Raw genomic sequence first — 16,160 nt, forward strand, 5'->3', positions numbered from 1 at the left:
AGGTGCCATTCAATGGCTCTTGTAGTTTATAACGATCTTACGAGAAAAAAAGAGGCTTTTGATACTGTGGAAAAAGGCAAGGTAAGGTTCTATGTATGCGGGCCCACAGTGTATGACTATTTTCACATCGGCAACGCACGCCCGTTTGTGCTGTTCGATGTCTTCAGACGCTACCTTGAAAGCTGCGGATATGAAGTAAAATATGTTCAAAATTTCACGGATATCGACGACAAGATGATCAAACGAGCGAACGAGATGGGCATAACCGTATCGGAACTAGCTGAAAAATTCATCGCCGCCTATTACGAGGACGCCGACGCCCTTGGAATCAAACGTGCGACGGTAAACCCGCGTGCCACCCATGAAATAGATGAGATCATAAAGATAGTCGGTATACTTGTTGAGAAAGGTCACGCCTATGAGGTTGACGGTGATGTCTACTTTGATGTGGAGAGTTTTCCGGATTACGGCAAACTCTCCAAACAGAGCGTCGACGAGCTTCAGTCAGGTGCGCGCATAGAAGTTGACGAGAGAAAGAAAAACCCGCTTGACTTTGCGCTGTGGAAAGCATGCAAACCAGGAGAACCTTTCTGGGAGAGCCCTTGGGGTCGCGGCCGTCCGGGATGGCACATCGAATGCAGTGCTATGTCCACTAAATATCTGGGAGATACTATTGACATACACGGCGGCGGAAGCGATCTTATCTTCCCCCATCACGAGAATGAAATTGCTCAGTCGGAGTGTGCCTTCGGCTGCCAGTTCGTCAAATACTGGCTCCATAACGCATATCTGATGATAGACAGGGAGAAGATGTCCAAATCTCTCGGCAACTTTAAGACTGTGCGGGATATACGCAAGATGTTCAATCCGCTTGTGCTGCGTTATTTCCTTATCAGCGCACACTACCGCTCGCCCATCAACTTTTCCAAAGAGGGGCTTGACCAGGCCCAGAGTGCACTTGAAAGGCTCAGCAACTCCTGTTCCGACCTCAAGTTCGCTCTTGCAAACCGTAAGCATGGAGAAAAGGACGAGGAACTTACCGCTGCTGTTAAAAAAGCATCTGATGGCTTTAAAGAGGCGATGGACGACGATTTTAACACGGCTGGGGCGCTCGGTTCCGTTTTTGATGCAGTCAGAGCAGTAAATGTCCACCTTACGGAGCATGACGATGCCGATATGTCCGGACTGAGGGCCGCCCTTGGTTTTCTGAACATGGCTGACAACATACTCGGATTCTTCCCTGCCGAAGAAAAGAACAGTATGGAAGAATCCGAGATAGAGGTTCTTATTTTAGAACGTAACGAGGCAAGAAAGGCCAAGAACTTTGCACGTTCGGATGAGATAAGGGATCAGCTTGCGTCTCGCGGGATCATCATTGAAGATACTCCGCAGGGAACTCGCTGGAAAAAGCAGCTGCAGTCTGTTTAAAGCAGGATCAAAGTCCTGGCCTCCGCCACCGTCATCCACATGTTCACAGTAAAACTTGACTGCTCCAAAAAATGATCCAACTGCAGCCCCAATCGAGGTTTGAGTATTTAAGCTTAAAACTGTTTTTAAAAAAGCCGGTTTCAGGATTTTTTATTATTCCCTTGCCGGCTTCGAAACTTATCTGTTATATGCAAACGATAATTATAATTTAGAGGAACGATACCGAGGAAGAGGCTGCTCCGTATTTGATACCGCTGATCTCATCCAGTTTCTGGATATTGTGTATTGCGTCTATATAGCGTATTGTGCCGCTCTTAGCGCGCATTACCAAGGATGAAGTATACACAGCTTCTCCATCGTAACGGACACCCTTGAGCCAGTCTCCGTCAGTAACGCCAGTCGCCGCAAAGAACACGTTGTTTGATGAGACAAGGTCGTTAAGGTACAGTACTTTGTTGACATCCATCCCCTTCTCCTTGCATTTCTCACGCTCCTCGTCGTTGCGGGGCCATAGTTTGCACTGCATATTACCGCCGACACATTTCACCGCGCAAGCCGTTATTACTGCTTCCGGCGAACCGCCGATACCCATAAGAAGGTCGATACCGGAAAGAGGCTTGCACGTTGAAAGCGCGCCGGCGATGTCGCCATCCGGGATCAGGCGGATACGAGCGTGGATCTCGCGTATTTCTTTGATAAGTTCTTCGTGGCGTGGCCTGTCCAGTATTATTACTGTTACGTCCTCGACAGATTTTCTGAGCGCTTTTGCAACTGCTCTGATGTTATCTGTCGGGGTCGCTTCGATGTTGATAACATGAGCGGCAAACGGACCGGTAGCGATTTTGTTCATGTAAAAAATATGCTGGGGATTATACATCGTACCTCGATCTGCAAAAGCGACTACGCTGACTGCGTTTGGAAGTCCCTGTGCCGTAAGGCGTGTTCCGTCAATAGGATCGACAGCTATATCGACCTGAGGATCGCAGCCGTCTCCAAGTTTCTCACCGTTGAATAGCATAGGCGCCTCGTCTTTCTCGCCTTCTCCGATAACGACCTTGCCATCCATGTGAACGTTGTTTAGCATGAAGCGCATAGCATTTACAGCAGCTCCATCCACGCCGTTCTTGTCGCCCCGTCCCATCCATCGCCCGGCGGACATCGCCGCAGCTTCCGTAGCACGAACCATTTCAAGCGCCATGTTTCTGTCTGGTACAGCCATTTGCAACCCCTCCGAATTAAATTATTGGTCTTCAGACTATGTCAATTGCCTATTTCAGGGAATCTTTTGAATATCTCTTCTATATGCTTTAAATAATAGCCTACATCAAACAAAGATTCCAGTTCTTTTGCCGTCATATTTTTTATTCTTCCGTCGGATTTAAGGAGCGTAAGCAGCGGGATCTTTTCATTCCAGCATCGCATCGCATTGCTCTGAGTTATAGCGTAGGCATCTTCTCTGCTGAGGCCCTCTCTCTCTACAAGGGCGAGCAACACCCTTCCAGAAAAAAGGAGCCCCTTAGTGATCTCAATATTCTCTATCATTTTTTTGTCGTCAACTGCGAGACCGCTGACAACTCTGTCCATGACCTTCGCCATGTAGTGGATAAGATGGAACATATCAGGCCACATCACACGTTCGACGGACGAATGGCTTATATCACGCTCATGCCAGAGCGCTATGTCTTCGACAGCCGGAACGGTAAATCCCCGAAGAAGGCGTGCCATGCCGCACACCCGTTCACAGAGTATCGGATTCTTCTTATGGGGCATTGCCGATGATCCCTTCTGGCCTTTTTTGAAAGGCTCAAGCGCTTCAAGGACTTCGGTACGCTGCAGGTGGCGTATCTCAAGCGCAAGGCGCTCAAGCGATGCGCCGCAGATCGCAATGTCGGTGACCAGTCGCGCATGCCTGTCCCTCTGTATGACCTGTGTTGAGACCGGGTCAACGTCAAGCCCAAGAAGCTCACATACCCTTGCCTCTATTGAAGGCGGGCAGTTTGCATAGGTTCCCACAGCGCCTGAAAGCTTGCCAACCATCATTTCTTTTTTTGACTGAGAGAGCCTTTCTATGTCTCGCCCAATTTCAGCATAATGGTTGAGAAGTTTGAGCCCGAAACTGGTAGGTTCTGCGTGGATGCCGTGAGTCCTTCCCGCACATGGGGTATATCGGTACTGCCATGCCTTGGCTCCTACGGTACTGTGAAGTTTTTTCAGCTCTTCTATTATGACGGACATGCTCTCGCCAAGAAGGAGCGATGAGGCGGTATCTATCACATCACTGCTGGTAAGCCCTAGGTGGATAAAACGGCCTGATTCCCCCACCGTCTCTGCTACGCTTGAGACAAACGCTATCACGTCATGCTGCGTGACTTCTTCTATCTCGTTTATGCGTTCTACGCTGAAGCCGGCCTTATCACAAATATTACTGAAATCCTGGTCAGGGATAACTCCTGCTTCATTCCAGGCACGACATGCCGTCAGTTCAACATCAAGCCAGCGCTGAAATTTGTTCTGGTCAGTCCATATAGATTTTATCTCCTTTGTTTCATAGCGCGGTATCATCCGAGCACCTCCTCAAGTGCGGCTATGGTCCCTCTTCCAGTCCTCGCGGACGCATTCCAGCCAATCGTCATAAACTCCGCTTTTAAAATCAGGGAATGTATAAAAGAACCTTTCCCATTTGCCTTTCCTACGGCATAGCGTCACCTCGGCAAAGATCCCGTTCCTGAGGTATATTCTGTGAGCCTGTCCTTTTGTAGAGGCCAGCATCAGACTAGCTCCATCAAGAGCCCCCGGATCCAGGTTGACACGCCTGCTCTTGCCGGTTGCCCTTTCGATCTCACAGGTCTTCAGCTTCCAGTCCGGGAGTTTTGATAGGGGAAAAAGACCGGGATATGAAAAAAAACACCTGTCAAGTTCCGGTGCAATGTCTTCGTAATAATTCGTCCATATAAATGGTATGAGCCCGCTCTCCCGCTCAGGCTTGCCCCAGCTATCAGACAGCATTTCTTTCAGTTTTCCGAACATTGCATCGTCTCCGCGCGGAATTAGAATGGCGAGGATTTTTTTTACGAGAGGATCCCGCGGATGCCGCCCCTCACAGTCATGCAGAAGCAGGTCTTGTTTATTCGGTATTTCCTGCATCAAGCAGTGTCTCCACAAACGTCCTGGGATCAAAAAGCTGAAGGTCATCTACGCCCTCGCCAACCCCTACGTAGCGTATAGGCAATTTCAGTTTCTCTGCTATTGCAAGGATGATCCCGCCCTTGGACGTATTATCATATTTAGTGAGTATAACTCCTGTGATCGGCATGGCATTGCTGAAGGTTTCCGCCTGAATAAAACTGTTCTGTCCCGTTACCGAATCGAGAACTATGAGAACCTCTGCAGGGCCTTCAGGCAGCTCTCGCTTCACCACGCGATAAACCTTTGAAAGTTCTTCCATAAGGTTTGATTTTGTGTGCAGGCGGCCTGCAGTATCAGCAATTACAACATCATCCCCTGCAGCCTTTGCCGCCATGATGGCGTCGAACACGACTGCCGCGGCATCGCTGTACTGATTCTGCGCAACGACCCGTACCCCTGACCTTTCTCCCCATGCTTTAAGCTGCTCTATGGCGGCAGCTCTGAATGTATCAGCGGCAGCCATTATAACCTTTATTCCGCTGTTTTTAAGCTGAGCGGCAAGTTTACCCGCAGTTGTCGTCTTTCCGCTTCCATTGACTCCTATCATTATGACCACTGCCGGCCGATGCTCCAGATCCAGCGGTTTGCCCATCCCAGGTACAGACTCCAGCATCTCTATGAGAATCTCTTTAAACTTTGCGCGTAGTTCCGAAGCCCTTCCGATCCTGCCGTCAATGGCTGTCTGTTTCAGTTTTTCTATAAGCACTTCTGCGGTATCAATACCAACGTCTCCAAGGATCAGCTGTTCCTCAAGCTCATCCCAGAATTCCTCCGTAATAGGCTCGTCTGAAAAAAGGTTGGAGATACCCTGAGCCCATTTGTTGCTTGTTTTCTTAATTTTTTCTGTTAGGTTTTTCCATATCGGCATGTCCATTTATACCCCGCTATTCTTGAACTGGTGTCTGTCCCGCGTTCTTTTTTGTCCCGTGTCCTCTTCTGTGTCTCGGTTTACGGGCCTTCGGCTGTATAACGGCGTTGATATCGCCGAATTCTGCCGTGACAGGCTGTTTCTGCCGATGTCCGCTTTCTTCCGCAGCAATTATATGATCCGGATATGCTCCCTTGGAGAAAACGGGCGGTTTCCGCTGGCGTTTTTTTGCCTTTTTCTGAGCCATACCGTTGCCGGCCCTATCTTCGGAGATTTCAATCACAGGACTCTTTCTTTCCAATGCAGGAGAAATATTCGCAGACCTTTGCGTCAGCTTTTTTTTATCCATGCCCGATGATATACATCCGGGGCATACCGAACGCAGGTTCGAAAGGACCGGTACGATCTCCTCAGCCTGAACCAGCCATTCTTTTCCGCTGACTACCGTATCCCTGAATTCCTTAAATTTGTCAACGGGGATCTTTATTTCACCTCTCCCGGGGATGTAGCAGCGAACGCTCTTTGTGTGCAGCTCTATGCCTGAAACAATCACATTCCCGTTCGGGGTTTTGATTTTACTGCCAGGATTTGGAAGATTCTCCCATATCTCATGATATGCATTGTGCTCAAAACAGAGGCAACACATAAGACGTCCGCAAATGCCGGATATCTTCGCCGGGTTGAGCGCCAGGTTCTGTTCCTTGACCATCTTTATGCATATCGGCGCAAACTGGTTGAGCCAGTAACTGCAGCAGCAAGGCTGGCCGCAGGGACCTATGCCCTTGATGACCTTCGCCTCGTCACGCACACCTATCTGTCTCAGCTCTATGCGCGTTTTGAATTCTCGCGCAAGATCGCGAACATAGGCTCTGAAGTCCACCCTTTGTTCTGAAGAGAAATAGAAAAAAAGTTTGCGCCTGCCGCGCAGAAACTCAACATCTATCAGCTTCATGTCGAGTTCATGAGGCTTCAGCAGCTCCTTTGCGCTTTGCAGGATCCCGTCCTCTTCCCTGCGATATTCGGCATCCGCTTTTAGATCATCATCTGTGGCAAAATTTAAAAAATTAAGATCCGTTACCACGGGCTCAACATTCTTTGCGGTGCCGTCGCCGTGTTCTGACGTATTTCTAAGCTGTCTGTATGACGATTCCTGTTCAGGCGTTAGTTCTCCGGCAACTATAGCCATCTCCTCGCCGCGGTGCGATTCTACAATAATTGGATCACCTTTTTTTATCTCTTCGTCGTATTCGACAATACCAAGATATCTCGGTTTACCATACACTGCCAAATATTTGCTCATATGGGATTCCCTCCTTGAGGACAGCAAAAGTCAGATCCTGGATCATCGGCACGGAGAGCCTTTTCTGCTCCATCAGCCTTATTAGTGATTCCATTTCCGCCGCTTTTACAAAATCCCCTGTCTCTGTTAAATGTTTGATCCAGCTTTCAATTTCAAGATATAAAATCTCGGCGCCGGCCTTTTTATTGCTGTTGTCCATCCATGCCGCCCATTCTTCCGGGGTCTCCGGATGAGGGCGCGACCTTACAAGTTCTTCCGGCAGTTCTATTGATATTGACCATACGCGGCTCTTTATCGTGGGAATAAGCTTGTCCTCTTCAGATATATAAAGGACATATCCATGAAGCGGAGGCTCTTCTGTCAGCTTCAGGAGGCTGTTCGCCGCCTCAAGGGAAAGTTTGTCCGCAGACCATATCACTGCAAGCCGTCTTTCTGAAATCACAGGATGGAGTCCAAGCTCGCCCTGCAGTGTCCGGCAGTCATCAATGGAAGGCTGTGTAAGATATCTGCCTGCGTGGACAAGATCCGGATGAGTTCCGTCTTTCCAGGCCGGACTGTCTCCAAGCAGAAGCTTACCGTAGCGCTCGACAAACAGCTCCTGCATCGCAGATGGGATTACAACTGCCAACGATTGCGGACTGCGTCCCATTTTGAATGCAGAGATTATCTCTTGCCAGCCTCTTGAATTTTCAAGAAGGGCGCCAGTGTCGTCAATCACAAAAAAACCCTCTCATCTCCAGCGCCTTTAAAAGGCTGCCGAAGACAACTTCCTCATCCCCGTATGAACAATCCAGTTGTATCCATCTTTCAGGCTCACTGCGGGCAAGGGCGAGATAGCCTTCCCTGATTTTTGTCATAAACGGCATTCCTTCACTCTCAAATGTGTCCGGCATGCCGCGTCTCGCTGTTCTTTCAAGCGCCGTTTCAGCCGGAACATCAAAAAATATGGTCACGTCCGGAACGGGGAAGGCAGAAAGGCGGGCAAGCTCCTGGAAGATCTCAAGCGGCAACCCCCTACCCCAGACCTGATATGCTATTGTTGAGTCCTGATATCGCTCACATACGACGTCAAGCCCCTTATCCAATGAAGGCTGTATGACGTTTGCAACATGTTCGGCGCGGTCAAGCATGAATAGATATGCCTCACTCCAGGGGTGCTTCAGCCGTCCGCTTATGACGATATCCCGAAGCACCGCCACACCTTCCCACCCGCCGGGTTCACGTGTGAGAACGGCATGTCTATCTTGTTTTTTATTGAGCCAGTCTGTGAACATTCTTGCCTGTGTCGACTTGCCCGAACCATCAAGCCCCTCAAAGGTAATAAACATGATACCACACCCCTACAACGGATAATCATAACACAAAACATCCCGCAGAAAGGAGATAAACACTCCTTTCTGCGGGACATATTTTCAATATGGCGGAGGCATGTGCGAATCGAACACACCGTGACCGGCGTCACGACCCCCGCCGGATTAAAATCCGGAAAAAGCGTAATGCAGGAATTAAGTAGTCGTCACTGAAAAACATGAATAACTCAGTCATAGACCGTCTTGAAAACATGATAAAATGGACCACGAATTAATATTGCTTTCCAAGAAAATATGTAGGATGGATATGTGGAGGGGAAATATATGGGCCGTTTTGCCGTTATCGACACTGAGACGACTTGGAGCGACGCCGTGATGTCGATCGGTACTGTCGTAGCCGATTCCGAAAACTTCAAGCCGATCGATAAGAAATACTATATACTCACGCCGTTCAAAAACCACGGCGGTATGTATTCATACGCTCTCTATGCGGACGGGATAAAGCCAGACCTCGAATGTTCAAGGGAAAAGGCGATGAACGAGTTGATTCGATTCCTCGCCTCTCATGATGCCACCACGATTTTTGCATACAACGCCGTCTTTGACCACAGGCACTTGCCGGAACTCCGCCATCTGAATTGGCACGACATAATGAAGCTGGCGGCGTACAGGCAGCACAATCCCAAAATTCCGAGTTGTGCCGAATGCTACGGTACGGGCAGATTGAAGCGCGGATATGGCGTTGAGAGTGTTTACAGGATGTTGAGCGGAGACTATGGATATTGCGAGATACATAACGCTCTGACCGACGCGATTGATGAGTTGGAGATAATGCGGCTTCTGAGTCTAGAAATCGACCGCTATACCTTGGCGAGAATCGGGTGAGTCCGACAATACTTCCTGTTTTTTTACAATAACAAAGGTCTCTTGGATGGAAACGATGAAAATCGTGTATATTATGATATATAGCGGCAAAATTCCATTCAAAAAGGGCTTACAGGCTAAAACCCGTAAACCCTTGCTATTACATGGCGGAGGCGTGTGCGAATCGAACACACCGGGACCGGCGTTACCGACCCCCGCCGGATTTGAAGTCCGGGCCCAGCACCAGCTGAAACTCGCCTCCGAAGGATAAGGACAGATTAGCAGAAAAAGCGCCGAAATACAACGGCCAAATCAATATATCCTGTCTATTATGAGTTTTCTCTTATCTGCGTATCCCGCTACGTCCCAAGATGCCTCAAAGTAAGGCTTAGCTGCCTCAAGCTGTTTGGATGTGTTGTAGTGTATTCTCATAACCCTGCCGCCGGCATCGATCCTGTCTCCTGTCTTGGCAAAAAGCTGCACTGAGACAGCCCGGTCAATTTCGTCTTCCTGTTTGAGGCGCCCTCCCCCGAGTGCCCGCAGCCCTTCGCCGACCGACAGCGCGGACAGTCTGGAGAGATATCCTGCCTTATCAGACATGATGTCGCAGAAATATTTTGCCCTAGGCAGTATGTTCTGTGGTTCATCGATAACCCTGAGGTCGCCGCCCTGGGATTTGACCATATCTGCAAATTTGTTGAGTGCGGTGCCGTCACCCAGTGCTTTGGCGCATAATACGGAGCCAGCATCTGGATCAGATGCGACGCCCGCCATGCTGAGCATATAACCTCCCAGGGTGATGCAGAGCTCCCTGGTATCGGCAGGCCCGTTTCCGCCAAGCACCTGAATGGCCTCGTAAACCTCCGCGGCATTACCGATCCACTCTCCCAGCGGCTGTTCCATGTCGGTTATTATTGCGATACATACCCTGCCCAGTTTTCTCGATATCCGCACCAGTTTTTCGGCAAGCGCCGCAGCCTCGTCATTGTTGCGCATAAACGCGCCGCTTCCCGACTTAACGTCAAAAAGAAATCCGTGTGCACCGCCTGCAAGTTTTTTGCTGAGGATGCTGGATGTTATCAACGGGATGGACGGTACTGTACCCGTTACGTCGCGAAGCTTGTAGAACCTGCCCTCGGCAGGGGCAAGCCAGGCAGAATGTCCTGATATGGCACAGCCGATATTTGCCACCTGCTCTGTGAGCCTGTCGCCGGAAAGATGGAGGTCCATCCCAGGTATTGATTCAAGCTTGTCTACTGTCCCTCCCGTATAGCCAAGCGCCGGTCCGCTGAGTTTTGATATTTTTGCGCCGCAGGCGGCCACAAGCGGGACCAGTATAAGCGTAGTTTTGTCCCCAACGCCGCCGGTGCTGTGTTTATCGACTATCCTGTCCGTTGCAGGGTATGTAATGGTATTTCCTGAATGTGCAAGGGCCTCTGTAAAATATACTGTCTCATGATCATCCAGTCCGTTCAGGTATGCCGCCATAAGCCACGCCGAAAGCTGATAGTCTGGTATGGATGCATCCATTACGCCACTGACAAGGTGCTGCAGCTCCGCACGCGTATGATGCCCTCCGTCGCGTTTCTTTTCAATAAATTCCACAACGTTGAACATCAGAGCCTCATTTCCCTCAGAAATGCCGAAATAAGCGTGCAGAGAGAATCAGCGGTATTGTTCATTGAATCCAGAACTTCTTTGTGGGAAAGCCTTTGGTCTGTTATGCCGGCTGCATAGTTTGCAATGCAGGAAATGCCGCATACTCTTATCCCCATATGTCCCGCTACGATGACCTCCGGCACGGTTGACATCCCGACCAGGTCTGCACCCATATTTTTTGCCATGCGTATCTCGGCAGGAGTTTCAAACGAGGGACCGGGAAAGGCAATATAGACGCCCTTTTCAAGCCTTATCCCCTCCTTCTTGGCGGCCCTTTCCAGATCTTTGAGGAACTCGCGGTCATAGGCCATTGTCATGTCGGGAAACCTCGGGCCCCAATAGTCGTTGTTCTCACCTATGAGTGGATTCGTGCCCATATAATTTATATGATCCTCTATAGCTGTTATTGTCCCGGCAGGAATATCTGTATTTATGCCGCCGGAGGCATTTGTTACAAGAAGGGCTTTTATCCCGAGTGAACCCAGGACCCTTATCGGGAATGTCACTTCCTCCATTGTGTAGCCTTCGTAGTAATGCACACGCCCCTGCATTACGGCAACAAGACGGCCCTCAAGAGAGCCGATCACAAGTTTTCCCGCATGTCCGGGAGCAGTAGAATGAGGCCAGTACGGGATATCTGTGTATGGGATCATCTGGGCTCCCTCCACTTTTTCTGCAAGCCTGCCAAGACCTGAGCCCAGTATTATCGCAATATCCGGTCTGAGGTCTGTTTTATTTTCGATGTACCTCATGGCTTCGTTTACCTTTTCGGGAAACAACATTGTTATTCCTCCTGACGTTGACCGGATCTCGGGTGATACTTGTCGTAGTAGTCGCGTATTTCAGTGTCCAGGTGGGTGTATTTCTCTGTTGTCATGATAGATGAATGCCCCAGTATCTCCTGCAATGTCCTCTGATCCATCCCGTTGCGCAGGAGGTGTGTCGCGAATGTGTGGCGAAGCACGTGAGGATGCAGGCGGGACGCGGAGATACCTGCGGATTTCCCTCTTTTATGCAGAATGTGCCACAGGAACTCACGCTGTACCTTTCTGCCCGTCCTAGTCAGAAAAAGCCACGGAAGGGAAAGTTTGTCCATCTGCGGACGGTATTCTGCTATATACTCCTCGACATTTTTTCTTACTGCACCGACATAGGGCACCACTCTTTCCTTGCCGCCCTTGCCCCTTGTGTAGATAAGTCCGCTGCTGCGGTCTATGTCCTTAAGTTTTATGTTGCAGAGCTCAGAGGCCCTCATTCCGACCCCGTAAGCAAGTTCGATAATGGTCCTGTCCCTTCTCCCGAGGATAGTCCCGTCCTCGCACGCGTTGATTATCCTCTGTATCTCTCCCTCTGTCATTATTTCAGGAAGTTTCTCGTCCTTGGATGGCAGAGGGTCGAGTTTCGGCATCTTATCCATTTCTCCGTCATAGACGAGAAAGCGCGTGAAAGAGGCAAGCACCGCGGCGTTGCGCTGTATCGTACTCTTTGACATACCCCTGACTGACTGAGCGCGCAGGAACCTGGATATGCTTTCAGCAGTAAGCTCCTTCGGGTCGTGCTGCATATTTAAGCAGTAAGAGTACCATAACCTTATATCCGAGGAGTATGCCTTAAGTGTATTTTGGCTGCAGCTGCGTTCAAGCAGCAGATAGTCCTCAAATCTGCCGAGAGATCTGAGAAATTTTGCATCGCTGATCTCTGTCAACGGCATTCTTCTGCCGCCTTTCTCGATACATACCAGAAATAAGCCATTATTGTCTTTCCGTCATTAACTTCTCCGGAGTCGATCATCGCGCTTATTTTCTGCGGTGTAAATTTAGAGGAAGAAAGATATTCGTCGTCGTCTTCGGGCAGTTTTGACTGTTCCAGGTCTGTCGCATAATACAAATAAATTTTTTCTGTTGAGTAGCCCGGAGAAGAATAAAACTCAGACACTTTCTCTATTTTGCCCGGTTTGCAACCTATCTCCTCCTGAAGCTCTCTCACTGCAGTTTCAAGAGGATCCTCCCCGGACTCGACTATCCCCGCCGGGATCTCCAACACATCTTTGTCTATTGCATGGCGATACTGTGAAACCATGTGTATGCTGCCGTCTTTATCAACGGCCAGTATAGCCGCGGCGGCTTTATGCTCCACGACCTCCCTGATTTTTTCCGCACCGGATGGGAAAAGCACCGTATCTATACGAAGATTTAGCACCCTGCCCCTGTATTGATATTTCTGTCCAATTATATTTCTGAGGAAATGGCTGCTGCATACCAACATCTCTTCCCCCTTTTCAGATTAATACATACCGGCAGAGACAGAGCAGATCCTTTCACGGGAAAAACTCCGGACATTGATCAGAGCACGGACTATAAAAATTTTTCGGGCGGTTGTCCTGATATTATGGCTTTTACCGTCGAACTTTGTAGAATGTTTTTAGCTATAAACTGTCTCCGAGTTTCAGCCTGCGGCCGCGAAGCCAATCGTTTGCGTTTTGTATTTTCCCGCCTTCAGGCTGGACGCTGATAAGCTTTAATGCCCCTGCCCCGCAGGCGATGACAGGCATTCCGTCCTCTATCGCAATTACAGTTCCTGCGGTCCCGTTTTTTTCTGCAAGCTGGGCACTGTATATCCTTAGTCGCCTTGAGTTTATCATACAGTAAGTTCCGGACGAGGAGCTCAGTGCACGTATAGTATTATAAAGTTTTATTGAAGGCTCATTCCAGTCAAGCCTTCCCTCATGTTTTTCGATCTTAGGCGCCGATGAGGCCCCGCCCTCTGATTGCTGAGTAAAAACCCATTCTGAAGGATCAACATCACAGATGTAATGAAGCATGGCTTCCGTACCGGCTTTCGCACACTTGCTCAGCAGCGACGCAGTGTCATCAGATTCCTCTATAGGAATCGGCACCTGAGCGAGTATCGGCCCGGAGTCCATACCCGCGTCGAGCCTGAATAGCGTTACCCCTGTTATCTTAAGGCCATCCATGATCGCCCTCTGTACCGGAGCCGACCCTCTATATGCTGGAAGCAGCGAAGGATGGATATTTATACAGCACAGGGGAGCCATCGTAAGCAGGGGTTCTTTTAAAATATGTCCGAAATCTATGACCAGCATCAGATCAGGCAGATTGTTTCTGATCCATTCCAGCAGTTCGGTATCGGCGGAAATTTTTTCTGTCGTTCGGCATGTGAGCCCCAATGCCTGTGCTGCCAGCTGAACAGGTGTGCTGCGACATTCCAGGCCTCTTCCTGCAGGTTTCGGCGAGTTGGTTATGACCCATACAGGCTTGATTCTTTCGTATAGGCAGGCAAGGCATTCAGCAGCAAAACTGCCGGAGCCGAAAAATCCAACTTTGATCTTATTTGTCATATGGCCTCAGCCGCTTTTTTGGATATTTTTTTCTTTAGGAACTGTCTCTTCAGCGGCGAAACTCTGTCAATAAGCAGCCTGCCGTTGAGATGATCGATCTCATGCGAAAAGACACAGGCAAGGAAGCCGGCGACATCTTTTTCATGCTGTTCTCCGCTCTCATCTTTGTACCTGACCCGCAGCCTTTCCGGCGCTTCTACTTTCTCATATATGCCGGGAAAACTGAGGCAGCCCTCCTCAACAACCGCCGAACCTTCTTTTTCTATTATTTCAGGGTTTATCAGCACATGTTTCTCATCGTGACAGTCTATGACAATTATTTTTTCACTCAGGCCTATCTGCGGCGCAGCCAGGCCTATGCCGTCAAAAACATACATAGTATCCCACATATCTGTAAGGATAGATTTTAGCCGTTCATCAAAACTTTCAACAGCCTCCGTGGTTCCGCGAAGGACCGGATCAGGATAAACATGGATTTTTCTGACAGACATTGAATAGGTCTCCTCCAAATATATTGCTTTCATTCATACATATATTTTAACAGAAATCCCCATGCCTGCATAAAAAGGCACGGGGAAGAAATATTAAAAATGTTTTTTACGTCCGAAGATTTTTTAAGCTTCCGAATCCTCAGCCTGCTTCAGGAAATCGCCTATCGTTACATTTGTCTCTTCCTGCGGCATATGATTGTTCTGATTATCGGATCTCTTCCTGTCTCCGCCCGTTGTACTGCGGCGGCGGGGACGATCATCCTTTTTCTGTCCGTCTGCACTCTGAGGAGCATCCTCACGGGGAGCGCGCTTTACGGGCTCTTCATGTGCGGGACGCAGGCTCAGGCGAATACGGCGCTCCGATGGGTTGACCTCTAGGATCCTTGCCGTGATTTCCTGACCCTCAGCAAGGATCTCCCTGGGGTTCTCTACCCTCTGCTGGCTGATCTGCGATATATGGATCAGTCCTTCTATACCCTCTTCGAGCTCTACAAAGGCACCAAAATCTGCAAGCCTCACTACTTTAACAGGGACTTCCTGATCCTTCTGGTACTTCTCAGCAGCGTCCTTCCAAGGATCTTTCAGCTGCTTGTATCCCAGGCTGATCCTTTTGCGGGCCGTGTCGACCTCGATGATCGAGACTTCCACTTTTTGGCCTTTTTTAAGGACTTCCTTCGGGTGCTTTATACGCGTCCAGCTCAGGTCTCCTATGTGTATGAGACCCTCAATGCCAGGCTCTATCTCTACAAATGCGCCGAATTCTGTCAGGTTGGTCACAGTTCCCTCTGTCGTCCTGCCGGCTGTCCAGCGTTCCGCAACAGAGTCCCACGGATCGTCAAGCGTCTGTCTGATGCTAAGGGATATCCTGTTGTTTTCTTTGTCTATGCCGATGACCTTGACTTTGACGTGGTCACCCTTGCTGACGATATCCTTAGCCTTTGCATTGCGCTGCCATGACAGTTCGCTTACGTGGACGAGCCCTTCTACCGCACCGAGATTTACGAAAACACCAAACGATGTGATGCTGCTGACGTCGCCTTCAAGCACATCTCCCTCTTTGATCTGTTCGTAGAATGACTGGCGAAGACCTGCCATCTCTGCTTCAATAAGGCTGCGGCGCGAGAATACGAGGCGACGCTTCCGGCGGTCCTTTTCAATCAGCTTGACAGGGAAATCCTGCTCCAGCAGGTGCCCGGGATTGACCCCGCGTCCCTCTTCTGCGAGATGTGAAATGGGAATGAATCCTTCGATCCCGCGGCAGCTGACAATAAGCCCTCCCTTTACCTTACGGATACCCTTGACATCAATGGTATCATTTTTTTCAAGGTCTTCTTCAATCTTGTTCCAGCGTTCGTCGAACTCGCAGCGCCAACGGCTCAAAAGGAGCTGCGTGTCTTCGCCCTGACCGATGTTTGTGATCTGGACCCTGACCTTTGCTCCGTTCTCCGGCTCCGGTGTCTCTTCGACGAGAACTCTGTGCGTCCACTCCTTGCGGGGAAGAAATCCCTCGCATTTATAGCCGACGTCAACAAGCCAGCCGTCTTCACGGGTATCAACGATTGTGCCTTCCACGATCTTGCCGCGATGGAAATCGCCCATCACGTCAAACTGCTGCATCATTTCTTCCATCGTTTCTTCTTTTTCCTGTGTTGCCTGTGTTTCCATCACTTCTTCGGTGCGAAGCTCGTCAACCATA

16 protein-coding genes and 1 tRNA gene are annotated in these 16,160 nt (G+C 49.5%); 2 read left to right on the forward strand and 15 right to left on the reverse strand.

Annotated elements, in window-relative coordinates; genetic code table 11:
- Positions 1-12 precede the first annotated feature (12 nt).
- Positions 13-1,428 (forward strand): cysteine--tRNA ligase, encoded by a 1,416-nt coding sequence (cysS, locus tag LLF78_01470; protein ID MCE5201170.1) that lies wholly within the window; start codon positions 13-15, stop codon positions 1,426-1,428.
- Positions 1,429-1,636: 208 nt separating this feature from the next.
- On the opposite strand, the gene glpX is transcribed toward cysS, so the two are convergent.
- From glpX to tmk, 7 genes are read right to left on the reverse strand one after another with little or no spacing between them, the layout of a single operon-like run.
- On the reverse strand, positions 1,637-2,647 hold the full coding sequence (glpX, locus tag LLF78_01475) for a class II fructose-bisphosphatase (GenBank protein MCE5201171.1): 1,011 nt from the start codon (positions 2,645-2,647) through the stop codon (positions 1,637-1,639).
- Positions 2,648-2,688: 41 nt separating this feature from the next.
- On the reverse strand, positions 2,689-3,990 hold the full coding sequence (gene purB, locus LLF78_01480) for an adenylosuccinate lyase (protein MCE5201172.1): 1,302 nt from the start codon (positions 3,988-3,990) through the stop codon (positions 2,689-2,691).
- Between the two features lie 12 nt (positions 3,991-4,002).
- Positions 4,003-4,572: a DUF4416 family protein gene (locus LLF78_01485; GenBank protein ID MCE5201173.1), complete on the reverse strand. Its 570-nt coding sequence runs from the start codon at positions 4,570-4,572 to the stop codon at positions 4,003-4,005.
- Complete coding sequence (gene ftsY, locus LLF78_01490) at positions 4,553-5,482, reverse strand: signal recognition particle-docking protein FtsY (GenBank protein MCE5201174.1); 930 nt, start codon at positions 5,480-5,482, stop codon at positions 4,553-4,555. The genes LLF78_01485 and ftsY overlap by 20 nt, the downstream gene beginning before the upstream one ends.
- Before the next feature lie 16 nt (positions 5,483-5,498).
- Entirely contained in the window at positions 5,499-6,782 is a 1,284-nt protein-coding gene (locus tag LLF78_01495) for a hypothetical protein (GenBank protein ID MCE5201175.1), read from the reverse strand.
- Complete coding sequence (locus tag LLF78_01500) at positions 6,754-7,500, reverse strand: hypothetical protein (GenBank protein ID MCE5201176.1); 747 nt, start codon at positions 7,498-7,500, stop codon at positions 6,754-6,756. The genes LLF78_01495 and LLF78_01500 overlap by 29 nt, the downstream gene beginning before the upstream one ends.
- Entirely contained in the window at positions 7,493-8,110 is a 618-nt protein-coding gene (tmk, locus tag LLF78_01505; GenBank protein ID MCE5201177.1) for a dTMP kinase, read from the reverse strand. Before tmk ends, LLF78_01500 begins: the two co-directional genes overlap by 8 nt.
- A gap of 306 nt (positions 8,111-8,416) precedes the next feature.
- On the opposite strand from tmk, the gene LLF78_01510 reads away from it, so the two are divergent.
- Complete coding sequence (locus LLF78_01510; GenBank protein ID MCE5201178.1) at positions 8,417-8,977, forward strand: hypothetical protein; 561 nt, start codon at positions 8,417-8,419, stop codon at positions 8,975-8,977.
- Between the two features lie 144 nt (positions 8,978-9,121).
- Here the strand turns inward: LLF78_01510 and LLF78_01515 are convergent.
- The 8 genes from LLF78_01515 to LLF78_01550 all read right to left on the reverse strand — a co-directional run bounded on the left by LLF78_01515 (position 9,122) and on the right by LLF78_01550 (position 16,159).
- A tRNA-Sec gene (locus LLF78_01515) sits at positions 9,122-9,218 on the reverse strand.
- Positions 9,219-9,268: 50 nt separating this feature from the next.
- The gene (locus LLF78_01520) at positions 9,269-10,573 is read right to left on the reverse strand and encodes a thymidine phosphorylase (GenBank protein MCE5201179.1); all 1,305 of its coding nucleotides are present in this window, start codon (positions 10,571-10,573) and stop codon (positions 9,269-9,271) included.
- Positions 10,573-11,397 (reverse strand): purine-nucleoside phosphorylase, encoded by an 825-nt coding sequence (locus tag LLF78_01525; GenBank protein MCE5201180.1) that lies wholly within the window; start codon positions 11,395-11,397, stop codon positions 10,573-10,575. Before LLF78_01525 ends, LLF78_01520 begins: the two co-directional genes overlap by 1 nt.
- A 2-nt stretch (positions 11,398-11,399) precedes the next feature.
- Positions 11,400-12,326, reverse strand: coding sequence for a tyrosine-type recombinase/integrase (locus tag LLF78_01530; GenBank protein MCE5201181.1), 927 nt, complete (start codon positions 12,324-12,326; stop codon positions 11,400-11,402).
- Positions 12,317-12,880: an NUDIX hydrolase gene (locus LLF78_01535; GenBank protein ID MCE5201182.1), complete on the reverse strand. Its 564-nt coding sequence runs from the start codon at positions 12,878-12,880 to the stop codon at positions 12,317-12,319. The genes LLF78_01530 and LLF78_01535 overlap by 10 nt, the downstream gene beginning before the upstream one ends.
- 160 nt (positions 12,881-13,040) lie before the next feature.
- Complete coding sequence (fmt, locus tag LLF78_01540) at positions 13,041-13,973, reverse strand: methionyl-tRNA formyltransferase (protein ID MCE5201183.1); 933 nt, start codon at positions 13,971-13,973, stop codon at positions 13,041-13,043.
- Positions 13,970-14,464, reverse strand: coding sequence for a peptide deformylase (gene def / locus LLF78_01545; protein MCE5201184.1), 495 nt, complete (start codon positions 14,462-14,464; stop codon positions 13,970-13,972). The genes fmt and def overlap by 4 nt, the downstream gene beginning before the upstream one ends.
- 123 nt (positions 14,465-14,587) lie before the next feature.
- The gene (locus LLF78_01550) at positions 14,588-16,159 is read right to left on the reverse strand and encodes a S1 RNA-binding domain-containing protein (protein MCE5201185.1); all 1,572 of its coding nucleotides are present in this window, start codon (positions 16,157-16,159) and stop codon (positions 14,588-14,590) included.
- Between the last annotated feature and the right edge of the window lies 1 nt (position 16,160).

The organism is Synergistaceae bacterium, from assembly GCA_021372895.1.
GTDB lineage: Bacteria > Synergistota > Synergistia > Synergistales > Synergistaceae > JAJFTP01.

Coding starts and splice junctions, on each gene's coding strand:
- cysS (MCE5201170.1), top strand. CDS start 13: ATGGCTCTTGTAGTTTATAACGATCTTACGAGAAAAAAAGAGGCTTTT.
- glpX (MCE5201171.1), bottom strand. CDS start 2,647: ATGGCTGTACCAGACAGAAACATGGCGCTTGAAATGGTTCGTGCTACG.
- purB (MCE5201172.1), bottom strand. CDS start 3,990: ATGATACCGCGCTATGAAACAAAGGAGATAAAATCTATATGGACTGAC.
- LLF78_01485 (MCE5201173.1), bottom strand. CDS start 4,572: ATGCAGGAAATACCGAATAAACAAGACCTGCTTCTGCATGACTGTGAG.
- ftsY (MCE5201174.1), bottom strand. CDS start 5,482: ATGCCGATATGGAAAAACCTAACAGAAAAAATTAAGAAAACAAGCAAC.
- LLF78_01495 (MCE5201175.1), bottom strand. CDS start 6,782: ATGAGCAAATATTTGGCAGTGTATGGTAAACCGAGATATCTTGGTATT.
- tmk (MCE5201177.1), bottom strand. CDS start 8,110: ATGTTTATTACCTTTGAGGGGCTTGATGGTTCGGGCAAGTCGACACAG.
- LLF78_01510 (MCE5201178.1), top strand. CDS start 8,417: ATGGGCCGTTTTGCCGTTATCGACACTGAGACGACTTGGAGCGACGCC.
- LLF78_01520 (MCE5201179.1), bottom strand. CDS start 10,573: ATGTTCAACGTTGTGGAATTTATTGAAAAGAAACGCGACGGAGGGCAT.
- LLF78_01525 (MCE5201180.1), bottom strand. CDS start 11,397: ATGTTGTTTCCCGAAAAGGTAAACGAAGCCATGAGGTACATCGAAAAT.
- LLF78_01530 (MCE5201181.1), bottom strand. CDS start 12,326: ATGCCGTTGACAGAGATCAGCGATGCAAAATTTCTCAGATCTCTCGGC.
- LLF78_01535 (MCE5201182.1), bottom strand. CDS start 12,880: ATGTTGGTATGCAGCAGCCATTTCCTCAGAAATATAATTGGACAGAAA.
- fmt (MCE5201183.1), bottom strand. CDS start 13,973: ATGACAAATAAGATCAAAGTTGGATTTTTCGGCTCCGGCAGTTTTGCT.
- def (MCE5201184.1), bottom strand. CDS start 14,464: ATGTCTGTCAGAAAAATCCATGTTTATCCTGATCCGGTCCTTCGCGGA.
- LLF78_01550 (MCE5201185.1), bottom strand. CDS start 16,159: ATGGTTGACGAGCTTCGCACCGAAGAAGTGATGGAAACACAGGCAACA.